Origin of the sequence: Dyadobacter sp. 22481 (assembly GCF_052044875.1) — a bacterium.
GTDB classification, from domain to species: Bacteria; Bacteroidota; Bacteroidia; order Cytophagales; family Spirosomataceae; genus Dyadobacter; species Dyadobacter endophyticus.
The window spans coordinates 816,669-838,198 of sequence record NZ_JBQENV010000001.1 but is presented as its reverse complement, the minus strand read 5'-3'; the positions used below and the strand labels follow the sequence as shown (position 1 = coordinate 838,198).

Annotated in this window: 14 protein-coding genes; 7 read left to right on the top strand and 7 right to left on the bottom strand. The window is 52.0% G+C overall.

Annotation, left to right across the window (positions count from 1 at the left end):
* The first annotated feature begins 221 nt into the window (after positions 1–221).
* From ACTJJJ_RS03035 to ACTJJJ_RS03010, 6 genes are all read left to right on the top strand, one after another.
* On the top strand, positions 222–2,552 hold the full coding sequence (locus tag ACTJJJ_RS03035) for a S9 family peptidase (RefSeq protein ID WP_188930790.1): 2,331 nt from the start codon (positions 222–224) through the stop codon (positions 2,550–2,552).
* A gap of 184 nt (positions 2,553–2,736) precedes the next feature.
* Entirely contained in the window at positions 2,737–6,246 is a 3,510-nt protein-coding gene (locus ACTJJJ_RS03030) for a PVC-type heme-binding CxxCH protein (protein ID WP_440701421.1), read from the top strand.
* A 38-nt stretch (positions 6,247–6,284) separates the two neighbouring features.
* Positions 6,285–9,287 (top strand): SusC/RagA family TonB-linked outer membrane protein, encoded by a 3,003-nt coding sequence (locus ACTJJJ_RS03025; RefSeq protein WP_188930799.1) that lies wholly within the window; start codon positions 6,285–6,287, stop codon positions 9,285–9,287.
* A gap of 20 nt (positions 9,288–9,307) precedes the next feature.
* The gene (locus tag ACTJJJ_RS03020; protein WP_188930806.1) at positions 9,308–10,891 is read left to right on the top strand and encodes a RagB/SusD family nutrient uptake outer membrane protein; all 1,584 of its coding nucleotides are present in this window, start codon (positions 9,308–9,310) and stop codon (positions 10,889–10,891) included.
* A gap of 104 nt (positions 10,892–10,995) precedes the next feature.
* Positions 10,996–12,381 carry an aminopeptidase P family protein gene (locus ACTJJJ_RS03015; protein ID WP_188930808.1) on the top strand — a complete coding sequence of 462 codons (1,386 nt, stop codon included), beginning with the start codon at positions 10,996–10,998 and terminating at the stop codon, positions 12,379–12,381.
* Between the two features lie 70 nt (positions 12,382–12,451).
* Positions 12,452–12,955, top strand: a complete 504-nt coding sequence (locus ACTJJJ_RS03010; protein ID WP_188930810.1) for a DUF6934 family protein — start codon at positions 12,452–12,454, stop codon at positions 12,953–12,955.
* Positions 12,956–13,064: 109 nt separating this feature from the next.
* Here the strand turns inward: ACTJJJ_RS03010 and ACTJJJ_RS03005 are convergent, their stop codons facing one another.
* From ACTJJJ_RS03005 to ACTJJJ_RS02995, 3 genes are all read right to left on the bottom strand, one after another.
* On the bottom strand, positions 13,065–14,615 hold the full coding sequence (locus ACTJJJ_RS03005) for a M61 family metallopeptidase (RefSeq protein ID WP_440701420.1): 1,551 nt from the start codon (positions 14,613–14,615) through the stop codon (positions 13,065–13,067).
* The gene (locus ACTJJJ_RS03000; RefSeq protein ID WP_188930814.1) at positions 14,612–16,399 is read right to left on the bottom strand and encodes a DUF885 family protein; all 1,788 of its coding nucleotides are present in this window, start codon (positions 16,397–16,399) and stop codon (positions 14,612–14,614) included. Before ACTJJJ_RS03000 ends, ACTJJJ_RS03005 begins: the two co-directional genes overlap by 4 nt.
* A 117-nt stretch (positions 16,400–16,516) precedes the next feature.
* On the bottom strand, positions 16,517–17,113 hold the full coding sequence (locus ACTJJJ_RS02995; RefSeq protein ID WP_188930816.1) for a hypothetical protein: 597 nt from the start codon (positions 17,111–17,113) through the stop codon (positions 16,517–16,519).
* Between the two features lie 124 nt (positions 17,114–17,237).
* Between ACTJJJ_RS02995 and ACTJJJ_RS02990 the strand changes: the two genes are divergently transcribed.
* On the top strand, positions 17,238–17,591 hold the full coding sequence (locus ACTJJJ_RS02990) for a winged helix-turn-helix transcriptional regulator (protein ID WP_188930818.1): 354 nt from the start codon (positions 17,238–17,240) through the stop codon (positions 17,589–17,591).
* On the opposite strand, the gene ACTJJJ_RS02985 is transcribed toward ACTJJJ_RS02990, so the two are convergent.
* From ACTJJJ_RS02985 to ACTJJJ_RS02970, 4 genes are all read right to left on the bottom strand, one after another.
* Positions 17,553–18,398 carry an AraC family transcriptional regulator gene (locus ACTJJJ_RS02985; RefSeq protein ID WP_229221686.1) on the bottom strand — a complete coding sequence of 282 codons (846 nt, stop codon included), beginning with the start codon at positions 18,396–18,398 and terminating at the stop codon, positions 17,553–17,555. The two genes, ACTJJJ_RS02990 and ACTJJJ_RS02985, sit on opposite strands and share 39 nt — an antisense overlap.
* Positions 18,399–18,580: 182 nt before the next feature.
* On the bottom strand, positions 18,581–19,354 hold the full coding sequence (locus tag ACTJJJ_RS02980; RefSeq protein ID WP_188930820.1) for a LytR/AlgR family response regulator transcription factor: 774 nt from the start codon (positions 19,352–19,354) through the stop codon (positions 18,581–18,583).
* Complete coding sequence (locus ACTJJJ_RS02975) at positions 19,351–20,451, bottom strand: sensor histidine kinase (RefSeq protein ID WP_188930822.1); 1,101 nt, start codon at positions 20,449–20,451, stop codon at positions 19,351–19,353. The genes ACTJJJ_RS02980 and ACTJJJ_RS02975 overlap by 4 nt, the downstream gene beginning before the upstream one ends.
* A gap of 66 nt (positions 20,452–20,517) precedes the next feature.
* Complete coding sequence (locus ACTJJJ_RS02970) at positions 20,518–21,528, bottom strand: AraC family transcriptional regulator (RefSeq protein WP_188930824.1); 1,011 nt, start codon at positions 21,526–21,528, stop codon at positions 20,518–20,520.
* Positions 21,529–21,530 lie beyond the last annotated feature (2 nt).

Here is a 21,530-nt window from a genome sequence, read left to right as displayed (position 1 = left end):
CAAATAAAATCACCCAAATTCACAGTTTTGCGGAATTTCGGAAAGAAATAAGTTAATATCGGTAAAAAAGCCGCTAATTCACATCAAGTTTTTGGTTTTCCGACCTGCTAATTTTACAAATAGATAATTTTCAAAACCGGTCGCCCCGGCGGCACACTGGCCCAACTACCTGTACAACAGGCGGCAAGAATTTTATTGCCCTTATATTCAATAAAGCAGCTATGAAAATCCCTAACCCAAGCCTTTGTAAAAAACTTTACTTGCACACAATCAGCGCCTTATGCCTGGCCACGCCGCTCATTGCGCAACGGTCATTGCCTGCTTACCAGCCGAATCCGGCTGAGCTGGCAGCTTCGTATAAAAGGATGACATTGATGGATTCGCTGACAAAAGGCAGCGTGCTAAAAGCCCAGGTACAGCCCAACTGGCTCGCCGACGGGCAGTCATTCTGGTACAGGAATGTATTAAAGGATAGTTTGACTGAATATTTGGTTGTAAAACCGGGCGAAAACAAAAGGACTCCGGCGTTCGACAATGCAAAAGTAGCGGCGGCGCTGTCCAAGGCTTACGATTCGACGTTCTCGGCCACGAAGCTCTGGATCAGCGATATTCACTTCGAACCCGAAAAACACAGCATTATCCTTCAAAGCAAAGGGAAATGGTTTGCTTACGATACCGAGGCCGGCACGGCGCAGAAAATCGCGAAACCGGATCTGCCGAAACCCAAAGAAACCGGTTGGACCAGGCAGCTCAGCCGCTGGGGCCGTTTCCGCGCTGATAGCGTCTCGCCCGACCGGCAGACGAAGGCATTTGTCCGCAACGGCAATATTTACTTAGGTAAAAAAGATGGTAAAGACGGCAAACAACTGACCTACGACGGCAATCCGCTCAAACCTTACGGTGAACTGAGCTGGTCGCCCGACGGCCGGTACCTCGTGTGCTATCGCATCGATGAGCGTGACGAGCGTCAGGTAAGCATTATATTTTCCTCGCTGCCCAATACCACCCGCGGGGAGGTCAAAACACGCGGTTACGCGCAGCCGGGCGATGAATTTACCAGCTACGAAATGCATGTGATCGATGTGCAGACAGGCAAATCCGTGAAAGTACAATCCGAGCTGATCGACTTTTTCAATGCGCCGGTGATCCGCTGGCGGAAAGGCGATGCCACGCATTTTACTTACGAAAAAGCAGACCGGGGGCATCAACGGTTCCGGGTGATCGAGGTGGACGCTACCAGTGGCGCGACCAAGCATATTATCGACGAAAAAACGGATACGTTCATTTACCAGAACATGATCTACACGCATTACCAGCCTGACAATCATGAAATTATCTGGGTTTCGGAAAAAGACGGCTGGCGGCACATTTACCTGGTCGACGAGCAAACCGGCAAGATCAAGAACCAGGTCACCAAGGGCGAATGGGTGGTACGCGACATCGACAGCGTCGATACACAAAAACGCGAGGTGTGGTTCAAAGCCAGTGGGATGAATGCGAACGAGGATCCATACCACATTCATTATTACCGTATTAAGTTCGACGGAACGGGTCTGGTGAAGCTTACCGACCACGCAAAAGCAACGCACCAGCTCACATTCTCGCCCGACCGGGCTTTTTACATCGATACCTACTCGACCATGACGAGCGCGCCCGTTTCGGAATTGCGGAAAACCGCCGATGCCTCGCTCGTCATGAAGCTCGAAACAGCCGATATTTCACAATACCTTGCCTTGGGCTTCAAGCTGCCTGAAATCTTCAAAGCCAAAGGCCGGGACGGCCAAACCGACATCTGGGGCATCGTGTACCGCCCGAGCAATTTCGATCCGAAAAAGAAATACCCGATCATAGAAAACATTTATGCAGGTCCGCAGGATTCGTTTGTTCCCAAGGCATTCCGCCATTACGGTGAAATGCAGAGCATGGCCGAACTAGGCTTTATTGTAGTTCAAATGGATGGGATGGGCACCTATAACCGCTCTAAGGCATTCCACGACGTTTGCTGGAAGAACCTGGCCGATGCCGGTTTCCCCGACCGCATTGCGTGGATGAAGGCCCTGGCCGAAAAATATCCTCAGGTGGACTCGACCCGCGTGGGCGTTTACGGGACCTCCGCCGGCGGGCAGAACTCGCTGGGTGCATTGCTCTTCCACCCGGGCTTTTACGACGCGGCGGTTTCGGCATGCGGCTGCCACGACAACCGCGTCGACAAGCAATGGTGGAACGAGCAATGGATGGGTTACCCGGTGGGCAAGCATTACGACGAGCAGTCGAATGTGACCAATGCAGCCAAATTGCAGGGAGATTTGCTGCTGATCGTAGGCGAGGTGGATACCAACGTGCCGCCCGAAAGCACCTACCGCGTAGCCGACGCGTTGATCAAGGCCAACAAGGAGTTTGACCTGCTCGTTGTTCCCGGCATGGGCCATAGCGATGGCGGCATTTACGGACGCCGCAAGAAAAGGGACTTTTTTGTACAGAAGCTTTTAGGTGTAAATCCTCCGAACAGAAACAAGGTATCCGCCCCGGCACTAACAACGCTGGGAAAATAAAAACTGCAAAAGCAGTAAAAGGCAGAGCCCTTGCCCCGGTCTTAAGACCGGGGAGTAGATTAAAAGATTGAAAACAGCGCATTGAGCAGGTTTTGCTCGACAAGGATTGCTATGTCACTATTTTTTATAAAACTAAAAATTCAGCCCAGAAAAAGGCACTCAATGCTACTCTAACCCGGATCCAATGAAAAAAGCATTACTATTAATTTTCGCGGCCATACTGATGCACGGATGCGCTCAGAAGCGAAAGCCGGCACAACTTCCAGCCGCGTCGGCTGAAAGCGCCGGCCGCCGCATTGAGCTTTTGTTCCTCGGTCACGACAGCCGGCACCACTTTTCGGAGAAATACTTTCCGATGCTCTCGCTGCCGTTGTTCCAGAAGGGCATTAACCTCACTTACTCATCCGACCCGAATGCATTGAATACCGAAAACCTGGCCCAATACGACGGCGTGGTGATTTATGCCAATCATAACACCATTACCCCGGCGCAGGAATCGGCTTTAAAGACATTTGTAGAAGGCGGCAAGGCGCTCATTCCGCTCCATGCGGCGTCTTTCTGCTTTCAGAATTCGGATTGGTATGTCAAAGCGGTGGGCGGGCAGTTCAGTTCACACAAGTATGGCACATTCACCGCACCGGTGGTAAAGGCTGATCATCCGGTCATGCAGGGCTGGAAAACATTCGAAACCTGGGACGAAACTTATGTGCATTCGAAACTGAACCCGGATATTGTTGTGCTGCAAGAGCGCGTGGAAGGCGACCATCATGAGCCGTGGACGTGGGTGCGCACACAGGGCAAGGGACGTGTGTTCTACACCGCCTACGGGCATGACGAGCGCACGTGGAAACAGCCTGCATTCCAGGAACTGGTAGCAAACGGTATTATGTGGGCAGTTAGCGACGACGCGAAAGCGCGGTTAGCTAAATTCAATCTAACCAAACCCACCTACACCGACGCTGCCGTACCCAACTACGAAAAACGCGACCCGGCACCGAAATTCCAGCAGCCATTATCCCCGGCCGAATCACAGAAACTGACACAGGTACCCGTTGATTTTGAACTGAAACTCTTTGCCTCCGAGCCTGATATTGTGAAACCTATCGCGATGGCGTGGGACGAGCGCGGCAGGCTGTTTGTAGCTGAAACACAGGATTATCCCAACGAAGTCCGCGACCAGGACGGTGTGGGCAAAGACCGCATTAAAATCTGCGAAGACACCGATGGCGATGGCAAAGCCGATAAGTTCACTGTTTTTGCGGATAACCTCAATATCCCGACCAGCCTTGTATTCGCTAATGGCGGGCTCATTGTAGCGCAGGCACCGCATTTCATTTTCCTGAAAGATACCAACGGCGACGACAAGGCCGATATCCGCGAAAATATCATTTCCGGCTGGGGTAAAAGTGATACTCATGCCGGGCCTTCGAACCTCAAATATGGCTTGGACAACAAAATCTGGGGCGTACTGGGCTACGCAGGTTTCCGCGGGACGAATTCAGGTAAGCAGCTGAATTTCAGCCAGGGTATTTACCGGTTTGATAACGACGGCAAAAATCTCGAATACATCGGCAGAACCTCCAACAACACCTGGGGATTGGGCTTTTCCGAGGATTTTGAAGTGTTTATTTCAACAGCAAATGGGAATTACAGCGGGCACTTCGCCATGCCACTTGAATATGTAAAGCGTTCGGTAGCGGATGGTTCGGGCAATACGGTTTACAAACTGGATTCGCATTATGAAATGAATTACCTCACACCCGCATTGCGCCAGGTAGATTTTCACGGCGGGTTTACAGCTGCGGCGGGGCATAACCTTTACACGGCCCGCAACTTCCCGAAATCGTACTGGAATGCAACCGCATTCGTTTGCGAACCCACCGGGCGCTTGCTCTACCAGGCATTGCTGAAACCGAAAGGCGCGGGTTTTAAAGAGAAGAATGGTTTCAACCTGCTAGCCAGCGCCGACGAATGGTTCTCTCCCGTGCACGCGGAAGTGGGACCTGATGGGGCGGTTTGGGTGGCCGACTGGTACAGTTTCATCATCCAGCACAACCCTACCCCGCGTGGTTTCGAAAATGGTAAAGGCAATGCCTACATTAACCCATTGCGCGACAATCAGCACGGACGTATATATAGGGTCGTTTGGAAGAATGCAAAAACTGCCCCGTATCCTAAACTGGACAAAAACGACGCAGCCAGTCTGATAGCCGGTTTGAAAAATGACAACATGTTCTGGCGCACCACGGCCCAGCGGCTGATCGTGGAGTCGAAGAATACTTCGGTAATCCCGGAACTGATCAAAATGGTGAATGACCAGACGGTAGACGAAATTGGTTTGAACAGCCCGGCCGTACATGCATTATGGACACTCAACGGCCTGAATGCGTTCAATGGACCAAACGAAGAGGCTTACCACACCCTGGTACGGGCCATGCGGCACCCGGCGGCAGGCGTGCGCAAGACGGCCGTAAAACTGCTCCCCCGCAATGACAAGACACTTTCCGCATTGAAATGGACGAACTCGCTGAACGATCCCGATTTGAAAGTAAGGCTCGCCACCATCCAGGCGCTCACCGACCTGCCGGCTTCGGAAGAAATAGGCAGAATGCTTTACCTGGCTGGTCAGGATTCACAGAATGCTGACGATGAATACCTGGCACAAGCCATTTTTTCAGGGGTTATCAAACATGAAAACGGCTTCAAAGCGGCGGCGGCGAAGCTCAAAGATTCGACATTGACCGCCCGGATCGAGCGCGGGCTGATTGAAGAAACTTATATGCTGAACCTCTGGTCGCCGCCTATCTACCCGCCTGATGTTTCGCATAAAGAACTTAAAATCAAGGCTATTATCACCAAAGCACAGGAGGACCTTTCCGGTGTGGCGGTATCACAGGGTAGCCGGCAGAACGGATACAGCCTGTACATGCAAGACGGCAAATTGCACTGGCTGGTACGCCAGGATGGCAAGTCTTATCAAATCACATCCACACGAAAACTGCCCGACGAACGCTTTAATGCCTATGCCACTCTTTCGGAAGGCGGCAAAATGACGCTGGCCATCGAGGACGAAACACCCGTAACCAGTAATGCAGCAGGGCTTTTCCACCAGCCTTTCACGCCAGACGACATCCGTTTGGGACGCGACTTACGCGACGGAAACCAGGTAGGCGAATACGCCGATAATGCAAGACTGCGCGGCTGGCTAGACCTTAAGAGCACCCTCCACCTTAACCAGGCCGTTCGAGGTCTGGCCCCCCAGACGCCCAGGACAGCCACCACACCAGCACCGGCAGAAGTGCCAAAAGGAAAAGGGACACCGGCAACCGTGAAACTGAAAGTGATTGAGCATGAAATGAAGTTCGACCAGAAGACATTCACCGTTAAACCCGGACAGAAAGTGACTATTCAGTTTACAAACCCGGATTTTATGCAACACAACCTGCTCATTATCAAACCCGGAACTTTGGAAAAAGTCGGCAATGCGGCCGACTTGCTGGCGCGGGAAGCCAACGCGATCGCGCTCAACTATGTGCCCAAAATGCCGGAAGTACTGCATGCAACGGAACTCGTAAGCCCCGAAGGCTATGCGACACTGGTGTTCATCGCGCCCGACAAGCCCGGCGATTACCCGTTCCTGTGCACGGTGCCCGGCCATTGGCGGATCATGAACGGTATTATGAAAGTGCAGTGAGTACCCTCAAATAAGTTTAACCATCTAACTCCAATTGTATGAAAAGACCATTATCCCGCCTGATCCGGGAACTGCACCGTTTTTGCCTCCTCGCGGCGGCGGTTGCCTGTTTCCTGAGTGAAAATGCCCTGGCGCTCGCCGCCGACCGACAGATTTCCGGCAAAGTAGTGTCCGCCGAGGACAAGAACCCACTGCCCGGCGTGACCATCATCGTGAAGGGAAAAAATACAGTAGGAACTGCCACCGATACGGACGGAAAGTTCAAGCTGAGCGTACCTGAGGACGCCGTACTGATTCTGAGCTACATTGGTTACGTGAGCCAGGAGTTGACTGTGGGCAACCAGAGCGAGATCAATGTAGAGCTGGCACCCGACCAGAAACAATTGCAGGAAGTCGTCGTGATCGGGTACGGTACCCAGAAAAAGGGCGATGTTACGAGCTCTGTGGCCAGTATCAAACGGGAGGACTTCGTGCAGGGAACCGTGCGCGATGCGGCCCAGCTGGTACAGGGAAAAGTGGCCGGTTTGCGCATTACGACGCCCAGCGGCTCCCCTACCGCCAATACGCAGATCAACCTGCGGGGCATCAACTCCATTGAAGGTGCTACCAACCCGCTGATCCTGATCGACGGTATTCCGGGCGGGCTTAATACCGTTGCACCGGAAGACATCGAGTCGGTAGACGTGTTGAAGGATGGCTCCGCGGCAGCTATCTACGGCACACGCGCCACCGGAGGGGTCATTTTGATCACAACCCGTAAAAACCGGGCGAATTCACGCGCTACGGTTGAGTATTCCAACTATGTCAACATCCAGTCTATCGCACGCCGCCCCCAGCTGCTGACCGGCGATGATTACCGTCAGAAAATCAAGGAAGGCATCGATTACACCGACTACGGTGGCAATACCGACTGGCTTTCGGAGATCATGCAAAAGCCTGTGAGCCACAACCACAACCTCACATTCTTCGGCGGCAACACCACGACCAACTTTACCGGATCGGTCAATTACCGCAACTGGGAAGGAATATTCCTGAGATCGGGCCAGAACCGTTTCACCGGTCGCGCCGATCTGAACCACGCCATGTTCAAAAACAAACTGAAAACCAACTTACAAATCATCAATCGCATTACCCGTTCGAATGGGGCCGTTTCGCCTGCGAACGACGATGCCGCCTACGGCTATGCCTACCGCCAGGCCATCATCCGCAACCCGACCGACCGTGTGCGGACCGATGACGGTAAAAAATGGCAGGAGCGCGACGGCTACTTCTATGAAAACCCCGTCTCGCTGCTCAACGAATCGAATTTCGAAAGCTCGTTCAAGGAAATGCGGATGGCCGGCAGCCTCGACTATGCGCCTATCGATGATCTGAATTTCAAGCTGATGGTATCGAATGTTCAAAACAGCAACCTCGAAGGCGGTTCTACCACATTTAACCACACGGCTACGCGCCTGAGCAACCAGAATGCGACGGCGTTCCGGAACACCTACGCCAACAACGAAAACCTGCTCGAATTCACAGGAAATTACTCTAAAACAATCGGCAAACACCGTTTCTCGGTACTCGGCGGATACAGCTGGCAGGATGCTACCTATGAAGCATTTGCAGCCAACAACTGGGATTTCCCAACCGACGCCTACGACTGGAACAACCTGGGCGCTGGCGGTGCATTGCAAAAAGGCCAGGCCGGTATGAGCAGCACGAAGAACAAATGGCAGCTCGCGGGTTTCTTTGGCCGTGTCACTTATAGTTTGAATGAAAAATACCTCTTTATGGCCAGCGTGCGCCGCGAGGGTTCGTCACGGTTCGGGGTGAATAACCAATGGGGTACATTCCCGGCAGCGTCTATCGGCTGGCGCATCAGCAAGGAACGCTTTATGGGCGGCCTCGGCGCGGCTTCGGACATTAAGCTCCGCGCGGGTATCGGCGTAACGGGTACGATCGCGAACAACCCGTACATGTCACAGATCAGCTATAATTTCGATCGCGGACAAGGTGCATTCATCGGCGGCAAATGGGTACCGGGCTTTGTCCCTGCCCGCAACTTCAACCCCGACCTGCGCTGGGAGAAAAAAGAAGAATACAATGCCGGGGTAGATTTTGGTTTTATGAAAAACCGCATCAATGGTTCGATCGACTTTTACAGCCGTAAGGTGAAAGACCTGCTCTACAACTTCCCGGTGCCTGTGCCGCCTTACCTGACAGGCAGCATGTTCATCAACGCGGGGGTAATGGAAAACAAAGGGGTTGAAGTGTTATTGAACATCGTTCCGATCCAGACGGGCGATTTCCAGTGGAACACAGGGGTTACCTATTCCACCAACCGCAACAAGCTCGTGAGCCTTTCGAACGATCAGTTCCAGGCAGCCAACGACTTCTTTGACGCCGGTTACACGGGCGAGCCTATCCAGATGAGCACCCACCGCGTGAAAGTGGGCGAACCCATCGGCCGGTTCTTTGTTTGGAAAAGCGTAGGGGTTGACGACAAGGGCGCCTGGCTCGTTGAAAACAAGGATGGCGAAGTGATCCCTATCGCCGACGCAGTGCCGGAGGATCGCCAGTATTATGGTAATGGTATTCCAAAACACATTGTAGGCTGGAACAACAACATCCGCTACAAGCAGTTCGACCTCGCTGTAAACATGCGAGGTGCATTCGGGTTCGACATTCTGAACTTCCAGAAAATGTTCTACGGCAACCCGCGAAACAAGGCCTACAACATGCTCAAATCAGCCTATGATCCAATCGACGGCAAGGTGTTGACCAGCGACCTCGTGTATGTTTCGCATTATATCGAAAAAGGCGATTACTGGAAAATCGACAACGTGACCCTCGGCTATACTTTGCCAGCCAATACCCTCAAAGGCGTGAAAAATCTGCGCATTTTCGTTTCGGGCCTCAACCTGGCGACCATCACCGGCTACACCGGCATCGATCCGGAAGGGGTAAGTTTCACCGGCTTCGCACCGGGCAGCGACTATCGCGACAAGTACCCAACCACCCGGACATTCACTGCCGGCCTGAGCGTCACATTCTGATCATTCAACTCTCGCAAACAATGAAAACTAAAAATATAAGATACGCGATCCTGGCCGCTCTGCTCGCCGGGGCCCCGCTCTACTCCTGCACCGATCTCGACGAACAAGTGTATTCCGAGGTACTCGGCAGCAGCTACCAACCTACCGAAAAAGACCTTCCGGCCATCGTAGCGCCCGTATATTCGTCGCTGCGTTCGCTCATGCTCGGCTGGCAGGGTTATTTCGATTTGCAGGAAGAAGCTGCTGACGCGATCATCACGCCCGTGCGGCCCAACGGCTGGGACGATGGCGGGACCTATCGCCGCATGCACCAGCACACCTGGACCTCGCTTCAATGGCAGCCCGAAAACGCCTGGCGGCAGGCATTCGCCAGCATTACAACGGTAAACCGCGTGCTTTCACAGATCGCTGACGGTGATTTGCCCATTGCCAATGGCAAGGATGCTACCATCGCCGAGCTCAGAGCCGTGCGCGCATTTGCCTATTACCTATTGCTGGATAACCACGGCAATGTACCCATTGTAACTGATTTTAAAGACGTTACACTTCCCAAACAGAGCACACGCAAGGAGGTCTATAATTTTGTGGTAAAAGAATTGACAGAATCGCTCCCCAACCTGAGCGAGAATGCCGCCACAACTTACGGCCAGATGAACAAATGGGGCGCGAAAACGCTTTTGGCAAAAATATACCTCAATGCGCAGGTGTACACCGGCACGGCCGAATGGGCGAAGGCGATCCAGGAGGCTGACGACGTGATCAAAAGCGGTAAATATGTGCTGGACGCCAACTATTCGGACGTATTCACCTGGACAAATTTCAACTCCAAGGAAATCATCTTTGCCATTCCTTACGATGAGATCTATGGAACAGGCAACCAGATCCACATGAAAACGCTCGACCCGCTGAGCCGCTCAGTGTACCCGATGAACGCCGGCCCGTGGGGCGGAAACTGCGCCGTTCCGCAGTTTATCGACACCTACGACGCCGCGGATAGCCGCCTGGCCGACACCTGGATCATGGGCCCACAGAAAAGTGCCGCAACCGGCGCAGTGGTAATCACCTACAACAAGGCCGTGCCGGGTATGGAAAAAACCGCATCGTCGGATGGTTTTCGGATTGGTAAATACAAAATTAAACCTAATGCAACCGGAAGCCTTGACAACGACTTCCCATTCCTGCGCTATGCGGATGTGTTGCTGATCAAGGCCGAAGGCTTGCTACGGACGGGTAAAGCCGCCGAAGCGGCGGAACTGGTTACCCAGGTGCGTCAGCGGGCATTCAAAGGCACGCCCGCTAAAGCGACGGTTACTGCGGCCGATCTGGCGAAAGGAAGCCGCTACAACTACGGTTACCAGGCTACCGACGGCACCATTACGGAGCGCCAGGGTGGCGACGATATCCAGTTCGGGCGGTTCCTCGACGAACTGGGCTGGGAATTCGCTGCGGAAGCACACCGCCGCCAGGACCTGATCCGTTTCGGGGTATACGAAACCAAAAAGTGGTTCAACCACCGTCCGCAAACGGTACAGCGCGCACTCTTCCCGATCCCGCAAAATGAAATCGACAAAAACCCCAATCTGAAACAGAACCCGGGTTACTGAACCATTTATTAATTTGGGTTAGGTAGTTCTCATTTGCTCACCGGACAAAGTATATTTGTTTCGGTGGGCAAATTTTTTGTTGTATTCCAAAACCATATTATCCCATGTTTTCCAAATCAACATACTTAAACCGCAGGCAAACACTTCAATCCAAACTTGGCAGCGGCCTTATCCTCCTGCTCGGAAATGAGGAAAGCGGCATGAACTACCGCGATAACGTATATTCGTTCCGTCAGGATAGTACATTCCTTTACTATTTCGGCATCGACCAGGCCTCGCTCACGGCCGTTATCGACATTGATAACAACCGTGAAATCATTTTCGGCGACGAGCTCACTATCGACGACATCGTCTGGACCGGCCCGAAAGAAGCCATAGCTGAAAAAGCCGCCAAAGTGGGCGTAACGGAGGTGAAACCGGCTTCCGCTGTCGGTAGCTTTTTGAAAGACGCATTATCGCGCCGGCAAACGATTCATTTCCTGCCTCCTTACCGCGGCGAGCACTACCTGAAATTGCAGGAATGGCTGCATGTTAATCCCTCCGAAGCGGCGCAAAAAGCATCTGTCGGCCTCATTAAAGCAGTTGTTTCTATGCGTTCTTACAAAACGGAGGAGGAAGTCGCCGAAATTGAAAAGGCGGTTGACACGTCTGTCGACATGCATTTGTCCTTCATGCGCGACACCCGCGCAGGCATGACCGAGAAGGAAATCGCAGGCAGGCTCCAAAGCATGGCCATCGGGCAGGGCGGCGATATCTCCTACCCTGTCATCCTGACCGTCAATGGCGAAATCCTGCATACCCACGCGCGCGACCTCGCGCTCCGCGAGGGCCAGATGGCGCTCTGCGACGCCGGAGCCGAAACCGCCATGCATTACTGCGGCGACCTCACACGTACCATTCCGGTCGGCAAGGCGTTCACGACCATTCAGAAAGAGATGTACGATATCGTACTTGACGCCCAGGAAACGGCCATCAAAGCCTGCAAACCGGGGGTCTTGTTCAAAGATGTGCACAAGCTGGCTTCTACCAAACTTGTCGAAGGCATGAAACAAATGGGCGTCGTCAAAGGCGACCCTGCCGAAGCGGTCGAGCATGATGTGCACACCCTGTTCTTCCAATGCGGTCTCGGCCACATGATGGGCATGGACGTTCACGACATGGAAAACCTGGGCGAGCAATACGTCGGCTACACCGACGACCTCCAAAAAGGCACCGCCTTCGGCTGGAAATCCCTCCGCCTGGGCCGCGCCCTCGAACCCGGCTTCGTTGTCACCGTCGAACCCGGCCTCTACCTCATCCCGACCCTCATCGACCGCTGGAAAGCCGAGAAGAAACTCGCTCAGTTCATCGACTATGAAAAGCTGGAACACTTCCGTGATTTCACCGGCATTCGCATCGAGGACGACCTTTTGATAACGGAGAATGGTAATAGGATACTTGGGAAAGAGCTGGTGAAAAGTGTGCGGGATGTGGAGGCATTGAGGGGGTAAAAATAGTTTAGAGTATGTGCTAAATTTGTCGGTTCTTCAATAATTTTAGCACACACTCTTTTACTAGACAATGCATTTACCTAAATACAGATGTACAGGAAACGAGTCAAAGTCCCTGTTTGAATTTTTCAGCGAAGGTCCTCACGGACGGATCAGAAAACTGGTTGAATTCACCAGAACCAAATTCGCCAATGTATATAATCTTGGCTTCGGTGATTTTGACGAGTCTAGTAAATGCATTAATGATATTGTGATTACAAACAACGGTGACAGCATGAAAGTATTGACAACCGTTGCCAGTACGGTATACGATTTTACCGCCGCGTATCCGAAGGCAATCATTTTTGCCACTGGAAGCACTAAATCCAGAACGAGGCTATATCGGATTGGAATCAACCGACATTTGATTGAAATCCAAAGAGATTTCGTTATTTTTGGAAGTAATAACTATCTCATTTGGGAGGAATTTGTTCCAGGAAACGAGTACAACGCATTTTTCCTGACCAAAAAAGAAAACCAACAAGCACTATGGCGACAACTGGCAAAAGTAAATCGACAAAATCATCCACAATAGTCGTGAAAGATATGAGCCATTTGGAAGGGCGTATTTACTTTCCGGAAAAGTTACGGAAGGCGAATGAAGCCTTGTCCAAACTAAACTTCCCTCAATGGGAGGAGTCTCACTAATCCCCCCGACTCCAACTCCTGAATATCTCCCTTTGCAAAGCACTCGGTGACGCCATTTTCGTAATCTCAAACGTCCCGTAATGCGTATCCGTCGTGACATCAATATCCAGCCCGGCATAGCCCAGGTACTTCTTATAATCTGGCTCGGCGGTGGTGTAGATGTAGCTGAATAATTCATCCAACTTCGTTCCGGCGATTGCCTCTATTGTCGATCGCAATTCCGCTTCGGTAAAGCCGCGGTTCTTTTTAATGTAAAAATCCTGATACAATTTCCGCATTACATCGTCCAGTGACCGTTTGTTTTTGGTTTCGTACCGGATGGCGAGGTCGAAGAGCAGGCCTACCACCGGGCCCTTCTGGTAATAGGAAATGGTTTTATTCACTGCGTCGCCGGTGCGGCCAAAGGGGCCGTCGGACCAGGTTTCGGCGCTGGCCTGGGCAAGCGTTTGAAAGAAGCGGCCGGGTTTGGTTTCTACATCAGCGATCTGTTTTTTGAATAAATCAAGCAATTCCTGCTCACCCATCAGGCCGGCTGCCCGCATGATCAACGGTTCGTAGTAAACCGTCAGCCCCTCGGACACCCATAGCATATTGGTTCTGCTGCCTTTGTCGTAGTCGAATGGCCCGAGTTCAACGGGACGGATGCGCTTGACGTTGTAATGATGGAAGTACTCGTGGGTAATGAAGCGCAGCATCCCATTCCACCCGCGCGAATTCAACTGATCTCCGCTGAAACTGATCGTAGTCGAGTTCAAATGCTCGATACCGCCCTGCCCGGGGCCGATCGCGATGAAGGTGTAATGCTTGTAAGGAATGTCGCCAATGAGCGCAGACGACTTTTCGACGATCTTCTGAATGTCCGACATCAACCTGGTTCTGTCAAAATCACCCAGCTTATAACCAATAAAGCGGTGCGGAATGCCTTTCACCTCGAATGCCCGCAGCTCTTCCAGATTGCCGGTGAGCAACGGACTGTCATACAATATGTCAAAATCCGGGGCACGATAAGTAAACGACTTGCCGGCCACTGAATCCAGCCCGGTCGCAACGCGGTCCCAGCTATTGTATGGCTTGATCGTCACTTCCGACGGCATTTTGAGTTTACCCGCCTCGTGCATGAACATGCTTACCGGTGTAATGTAGCCGTGCTCTTCATCCAGATAACTGGTCGCCACGAACTTGCGCGCGGTCTTCACATCATATTCCGCATGCAGGCTGCGTACGCCTTTGGTCGCGACGGCCCAACCGTTCCTGCCCGATTTCACCCAGCGCAACGCATTGTCATTTTCGTCTTTCACAACCAACTTATCGATATTCGAAGCGTAGTCCATGAGCTGATAATAGCCGGGTTGCCAATCCGGTAGTTTCAGGCGCGTGCTGTCACCATTACCGGCTTTCCAATCCATCGTGACGTGAAAAGTATGATTGGCCGGCTCGGGCATGGACACCGTAAACCGTATAGGCTCCAACTTTTGGGCTATTGCGCCAGCTACCAGGCAATGCGACGCCAGCAGGCAGAGCCAGCGCCGTGTTTTTTTAGATTTCATGGTATCTTGTAAAACTTCCACTGGGTTTTAAAATCAGATTTTAGTGGCTGGTTGGTCAGCGTGGCGCGTACCATCTCGATCGGCATATTGTTCTCTTTCATCACCGCGTCATGGAATTGCCTGAAAGTCATTTTGCCGCTATCCACAAGCTCTTTTTTAAGGCTGAACAACTGCAAGCCGCCAATGAGGTAGGCTACCTGATACAGCGGACTGTAATTCCCCTCAAACGACCTTCTCACTTCCCCTTCCGCATTCGCCCGCTCGTGCCCTACGCGATCGACGAGGAAATCGATACATTCTTGCGGTGTCCATTTCCCCAGATGGTAGTTCAGCGAGAAGATAATGCGTGCGCACCGGTGCATACGCCAGAAAAGCATTCCGATACGTTCCTCAGGTGTTTTGGCAAAACCTTTATCATACAATAGCAGCTCCCAATACAATGCCCATCCCTCGGTCCAGAACGGCGTGCGGAAGTCTCCACGGTAGGATTTGTAGCGGCTATTCATATAATATTGCAAATGGTGGCCAGGCACAAGCTCGTGATGCACGGTAGAGCGCGAGAAATACGGATTGTTACCCCGCATGCTCATCAGCTTATCGTCATGGGCCATGGTGTTGGTAGGGTAGGAAATGATAATATCCCTGCCCCCCAGGAAAAAAGGGTTCACCAGCTGCCTTTCCGGCGTCATCATCTGCATTCCCCAGGTTTCGTCCGCTATTTGGGGATATTCAATGAGGTTGTTTTTGAGGATAAATTCCTTCGCGTCGTTGTAGAGTTTCAGGATCAGTTCAGGCTGGGTACCGGCTGGAACATAGCTGTTTTTGACCTTTTCCTGCGCCTTTTTCCAATCATTGCCAAAACCCATTTCCGCAGAAGCTTTCAACAACTCCTTGTCGCACCATGCAAACTCCTTATTGGCCAGCTCGATCAGTTCGTCGGGCGTGTAACTGATCATTTCCGTACCTAGCTGACGGATCAGCTCCTCACGGCCAATAGGAATCCCTTTAATTCCGCTGGCATCTTCCTTCTGCGTCGTATTGAGCTTTCCTTTGCTACGGATCAGTTTCGAATAGGCGAGCAGCGTGCTGTCGAGCGTTTTGTAAGGCTTCGGCACCCACCAGCTAAACAGCGGATCGTAACCGTTGTAAAACTCAAACGTACTTTTCAAACGCGCTTCCAGGCCGGCTACTGCTTCCGCGCCCATACGCGACAACGGCATGTCAATCGATTCCAGCTTTTTGAACGACTCCCCGGCTTTGGTAACCTCCTTTTGCAAGTCATTCAGCTTCGCTGCAACCGCCTGGCCGTCCACGGTAGCACCTCGCCGACGGCCTTTTTCAAGGTCATAAATTCCTGCCGCGAAAGGAATGTATTTTTCAATTTGTCCATACTCATTTTCCTCCTGTGCGAGCGTGAGCAAATCGTCGTTGATATTGCGTTTGAGCAGCAGGTAATCCACTTTGCCGTAAATGCTCATCGCATTAAAATCCACCTTTGCGAGCTTTGCCAGGTAATCATTACCCACTTCCCGCAACCTTTTCCGTTGCTCGGGCGAGTTCAGGGTCGTCCCCTGCTGCCCGCGCCCGCCCGTGGGCATAGGACGGTAAAAGTATTCCACCGCACGATAATCCTGCGCATACTGGATCACCAGCCCGGCCACCTCGCTGGTTTGTTCATATAGGTCAAATTTCGATTTGGAAGACTGCGCCGCTGCGCTAAAAGCTGCAATCCAGCAAAAAAGAAAAACCGCCCAACGCGAGCGCCTTACGTAGTTATGCGTCATAGGATTCAGGATATTAAGGTTGGATTTCACCAAAATTAGCCCAAAATCCCCATGAAAACGTGTCGGGTTTTAATCATTTATTGACGGATTTTAGCAACGTGGGGCGATGATCAACCGTCAGTCGATCAAATTAATTAACGAATCCCGGATCCCCTCCGCTTTTGCCTGGTCTGCCTCCGTTTCGCCGTCGCCCATTTTGCCGATAGCCGTATCCAGAACCTTTAACGCGGCAGGATAATCCTCCTTAAAATCGCGCAGGCGCAATGCCAGCGACATCGCCTTTCGCAAGGGCGTCAGCGTAGCCGGGTCGGCGTCTTCGTACTCGACCTGATCCTTTTCGCCCATCTGGAACACGATGACGGAGTTTTCTGAGACGTCGGTGATTGTAAAGCGGGATTGGCCAGGTCGCATTCTCGAAATTCTCGGAACGCCGGTATTCGGTACCCGCCCCAGCCGGGTTCGCAATGCTTCACAGAAATCGGAATGGACCTTTTTTACGTCGTCTACCATGATCAGGCAGCCTGCATAGCCGGTTTCGGCGCCTTTCACGCGCACAAAATGCAACTGATGCCCGTTCCGCTCGACGACACCGTACTGGTAAGGCCTGTCCTGCCGGTATGTAATTGTAAAACCTAAATTCTCCCAAAATAATAGCGTTTCCCCAATGGCTTTGCAGGGTAATACCGGCACGGTAGTCCAATCTTTTTGGTTCATAAAACTGATTTTTGTTCAGTCGGCAAACCTAGCGGATTGGATTTTGAATTTCCTTTTATATACTTTTTTGACGATAAAGAACGAGCTACCGGATGGTTAACCGCCGATTCGTTTAATTTGCGCCATGCAAGATTTCATCCACGACAAACGGGTCTATTACAGCCCGGTAGAATTCGCGATGTCGTACATCGGCGGAACCTGGAAAATCCCGGTGATCCTGGCCCTTGCCAAGGGGCCGCTGCGCTACGGAGATCTCAAAAACGCCATCGCGCACATTACCGACAAGATGCTTAACACGCAGCTCCGCCACCTCGAAAAGAAAGGTATGGTAACCCGCACCATTTTCCGGGAAAAACCGCCGCGGGTCATGTATGCGCTCACAGAAAGGGCAATGAGTTCGCTGCCGGCGATTGAGGCGCTGGAAGCCCTGGGCCGGATTTTAATGAAGGATGAAGGGATTTTGAGAGGCGGTAGTTGACGACCGATCGCCAGCACCAGCAAGCTGATTCGCTTTGCTCAGCTCTGCCCGGTACCGCGTGATAATCGCCTTCAACGTCTCACCGGTACCTTTGATCACCGCTTTGTTGAGGTTGTACTGGGACATCTTCATCGCCGCGGCTACTTCCTGGATGGTGAGGTATTCGTTCCGCTCCAACGTATTGCGGATTTTATTGAGCACGCGGTCGGTTTCATCGCTATAATGCGTTGCCGACTCTGCACGCAAGCTGTCCGATAAGTTGCGTTTCACGAGGTTCACCAGCAATGTTACCGAATTCGCAACCAACTCCCGGCTGCTATCCTGCAAATGGCCGAGTTCCGTTTCGATCAGGCGCACGAGATGCGTCACGGCCAAGCGGTCGGTTTCGCTCCGAAGCTCCTTCTGGCGCAGGAAACTCGGCACCGAAAACAGGTCGCGTACGGTGCGGAACATGTTTGTAAAGCTGTTGATAGGATCCGCCGCCCCGGCGATGCGGAACGGATCAAAGAAGATAGTAAGCAAGTTTGTCCTGTAAAAGGACTTGAATTGGAATGAATGGCCGGGGGATAGGAGAAAGATCGCCTGCTCTTCGTAATGCCAGGAATCGTCGTCGCAGGATAATACCCCCTCCCCTTCCGTGACAAATGCAATACCAAACAAGCCGCCGTAGCGGGAAGACTGTTCGAGCTCTCGGGCTTCGCAGCTTACCAGGTTCAGGGTCTGATCGATATTGAGTTCTTTCATCACGTTGAAGAAGGGTTTAGGAATAGTCACCTTTGTACCGCTTCCGCCTACGTTGGCGTACACGAAACACTGGGTTTAGGTTTATGGTTGACTAACTGATGGTTTCACAACATACAGTCGGTAGCCAAAGATGTTTACCGATAACCGAACCAAAAAATCAAAGGTGCCCAATGCCGGATTTGCGGAGCCGAATGCCCGCTTTGAGAGGAAGAACGCAAACGGTTGCCGTAGTGCAACCGGGGTGGCTATTTACCGAGCCACTGCTTGAAATCGGCCATTCGGTCGCCGCTCACGAAGACCTCCTGCGCGGCCGCCGGGGTAAGTTCGAGCTTTAACCTGCCAGCCGAAACCGTGTAGATGGAGCGAATGCTGTTCAATGCGATAATCAGCGAGCGGTTGATGCGGAAAAACTCTTTGGGATCGAGCATTTGAGCGAGTTTGTCGAGACTGTAATCCATCGCCAGATGCTGGCCATCGAAAGTCCGGAGGAATGTCGCTTTCTGCTCAATGGTAAAATAGGCGATCTCGCTCGTGCGGATACTGAAAAGTTTAGGGCCCGCCGATGCCAGGAAACGCTCTTTGTAACCCTCTTCATTACCCGATTGGTACATGGCCATCAACGCGGCAAAATCGGGTGCGGGAGTAGCCGCTGCTTTGGCATGCAATGCAACGAATTTGTCGATCGCCGCCGTAAGTTCGGCCTTATCGACCGGTTTCAGCAAATAATCGATGCCGTTCGCTTTGAATGCTTTAAGCGTGTACTCCGAGTAGGCTGTCGTAAAAATGATGGGGATAGTCAGTTTCAGCTCCTCGATGATCTTGAATGCGAGGTCGTCTTCCAGGTGCAGATCCATGAAAATCAGGTCCGGTCGTGTATTGCCGGCGTCGGTCAGCCATTGTATACTTTCCCTCACCGATGACAGTTTCGCCATCACCCTAATTTTGGGATCGTATTTCCCGACAAGGCTTTCCAGCCGGTTGGCGCTTAGCGACTCGTCCTCTATAATAAGCACATTCATGAAAGCAACGGCACTTTAACGGTAAAACAACCATCGGTTTTGTCGACCATTACCGGCTTATCGATCAGCAACTTATAGCGGTTTACAATATTCTGAAGCCCGAGGCGCGTAGAAGATTCGGGCAGGTCACGGACTTGCAGCGGGTTGCTGATCACCAGGTAATCATCGTCCACGCCGATCGTGATCAGCAGTGGAGCGCTGGCCGACATGCGGTTATGCTTCACCGCATTTTCGACCAGCAACTGCAAGGTGAGCGGCACGATCGAGTATTTTTCTTTTTCCAGACAGGAAATGCGGACATCCAGACGCAGCTTATTCTCGAACCGGATCATCAGCAGGAACATATAGGTTTCCAGAAACTCGACTTCCGTCGCCAGTTTGATCGAATCGTGAACCGATTTCTCGAGAATATACCTGTAAGCCTTCGAAAGCTGGTTGATGAACTTGACCGAAAGCTCCTGATTGGTTTCCACGAGCGTAGTGAGCACGCTGAAATTGTTGAAAAGGAAATGCGGGCTTACCTGGTTTTTCAACGCATTGAAATGGGCCGTTGCATTCTCCTTCTGCAAACGCTCCTCGTTGATCACCACCCTTTGCAGGCGCTCGTACACGCGCTTGTTGGCCGCAAGATAGTATTCCGCCATCAGCGCCATAACAGTAATGCTCGTATTCGCCCGCTGTTTCAGCACCGGGGTTTTGTTCAGGGTAATGGGCAGTACATCAAAGCTCTTTTTATCGAAAACCGCCTCCATCCAATGCCATAGGTAGCGGTACCAATGGTTGAACACCATGGCCAGGCCAATCGCGACGATGAGCATAATGGCCTGGTTCACCACACGATGACGTTCCGGAAAATCCTCTCCCAGGAAGCGGGAAGTGAAATATTGCAGCCACTCGATCACATTGATCCAGAGAATAAAAAAGGCAATGCTGAACAGCACTTCCATCGTCCATAGCGGCAGCCGGTGCCAGAAAGTGGGCATATCGATCTGCAAAACGTTCATATAGATGCGTATAGGCACGTATATGACCGCGAGACCCAGACCAAGTTCCCATTTTTGACGGTTGGTAAGACGGGATGTTATTCGGGATTGCATTTACTTTTGAATTCTGAACATCAAAAGTAAATAAAGTAGCATTAACTGTGATCTACTATTTTCTGGTCAGTCCAGTGAATGCTTCCTCCGGACCGGGCTTGTCTGCGTCCAATTCTTGAATGCCCGGTGGAATGCGCTGGCTTCGGCGTAGCCCAAAACCTCCGAAATAGCGTGTACCGTGGCGTCGGTATTTTGCAACAGGTTAACTGCGAGCTCTTTCTTCATTTCTGCCGCCAGCGAGCGGTAACTCTCCCCATCCTGCTGCAACCGCCGCTGGAACGAGCGGTCGCTCACGTTCATATGTGCGGCGATGATTTCAAGGGAAGGTATTTTGCCTCCAAAATCGCGGGTGATCACTGTTTTCACCTGCTCGCTAAACCGCGCGGACTGCCCGCTCAATGTGCATTTGTCGCGCAGAATTTTGGCAAATGAGGCATACAAAGATTCGTCGGCACTGATGAGCGGCATTTCCGCCAGAGCTCCCTCAAAAATCACCCGGTTTTGTGCCTTTCCAAAACTGACGGGGCATTTCAGCATTTGCTCATAGTCGCTTCGCGGCAACGGGCTCTGATAAGCCAGTTCGGCGCGCAACGGGTATCTTTTTGTGCCAGTGAGAATATAAAAGTAGTTCAACACGCCCCCGATAGCCATTTCAACGCCTTGCCGGGCTGTTTCAGGGGACGCTTGTTCCCAAAGCGGGTGAACTTTAAAGATCAGTTCGAGTTCTTTACCGAATACCACATCATAGGAGATCCAGCCGGAAACCGTCTGCTGGTATTTCACCACTTCGGAATAGGCATCCTTGATATTCCTGCAACTTTGCATAAGGTAACCCAGCGCCCCGAAAATGGCCGGGTTATTGGTGTGGCCGATATGTAATCCAAATGCGGCGTTGCCGGTCGAGACGATTGCCTCGGTCCATAAGCCAATAATCGGCATGAGACCTTCGATCCGCTTTTCCGCATCGTTCAGCTCGCCCGGCCTGATGCCCAGTGCAGTACACAACCGGCCCAGATCTGCGCCTTTTTCAACGGCAGAATAAACGATGTACCTCAAAACACGGACAGTCCCGTACATAT

Coding starts and splice junctions, on each gene's coding strand:
- ACTJJJ_RS02975 (WP_188930822.1), bottom strand. CDS start 20,451: ATGCAATCCCGAATAACATCCCGTCTTACCAACCGTCAAAAATGGGAA.
- ACTJJJ_RS03000 (WP_188930814.1), bottom strand. CDS start 16,399: ATGACGCATAACTACGTAAGGCGCTCGCGTTGGGCGGTTTTTCTTTTT.
- ACTJJJ_RS02970 (WP_188930824.1), bottom strand. CDS start 21,528: ATGTACGGGACTGTCCGTGTTTTGAGGTACATCGTTTATTCTGCCGTT.
- ACTJJJ_RS02995 (WP_188930816.1), bottom strand. CDS start 17,113: ATGAACCAAAAAGATTGGACTACCGTGCCGGTATTACCCTGCAAAGCC.
- ACTJJJ_RS02980 (WP_188930820.1), bottom strand. CDS start 19,354: ATGAATGTGCTTATTATAGAGGACGAGTCGCTAAGCGCCAACCGGCTG.
- ACTJJJ_RS03035 (WP_188930790.1), top strand. CDS start 222: ATGAAAATCCCTAACCCAAGCCTTTGTAAAAAACTTTACTTGCACACA.
- ACTJJJ_RS02990 (WP_188930818.1), top strand. CDS start 17,238: ATGCAAGATTTCATCCACGACAAACGGGTCTATTACAGCCCGGTAGAA.
- ACTJJJ_RS03010 (WP_188930810.1), top strand. CDS start 12,452: ATGCATTTACCTAAATACAGATGTACAGGAAACGAGTCAAAGTCCCTG.
- ACTJJJ_RS03005 (WP_440701420.1), bottom strand. CDS start 14,615: ATGAAATCTAAAAAAACACGGCGCTGGCTCTGCCTGCTGGCGTCGCAT.
- ACTJJJ_RS03030 (WP_440701421.1), top strand. CDS start 2,737: ATGAAAAAAGCATTACTATTAATTTTCGCGGCCATACTGATGCACGGA.
- ACTJJJ_RS03025 (WP_188930799.1), top strand. CDS start 6,285: ATGAAAAGACCATTATCCCGCCTGATCCGGGAACTGCACCGTTTTTGC.
- ACTJJJ_RS03015 (WP_188930808.1), top strand. CDS start 10,996: ATGTTTTCCAAATCAACATACTTAAACCGCAGGCAAACACTTCAATCC.
- ACTJJJ_RS03020 (WP_188930806.1), top strand. CDS start 9,308: ATGAAAACTAAAAATATAAGATACGCGATCCTGGCCGCTCTGCTCGCC.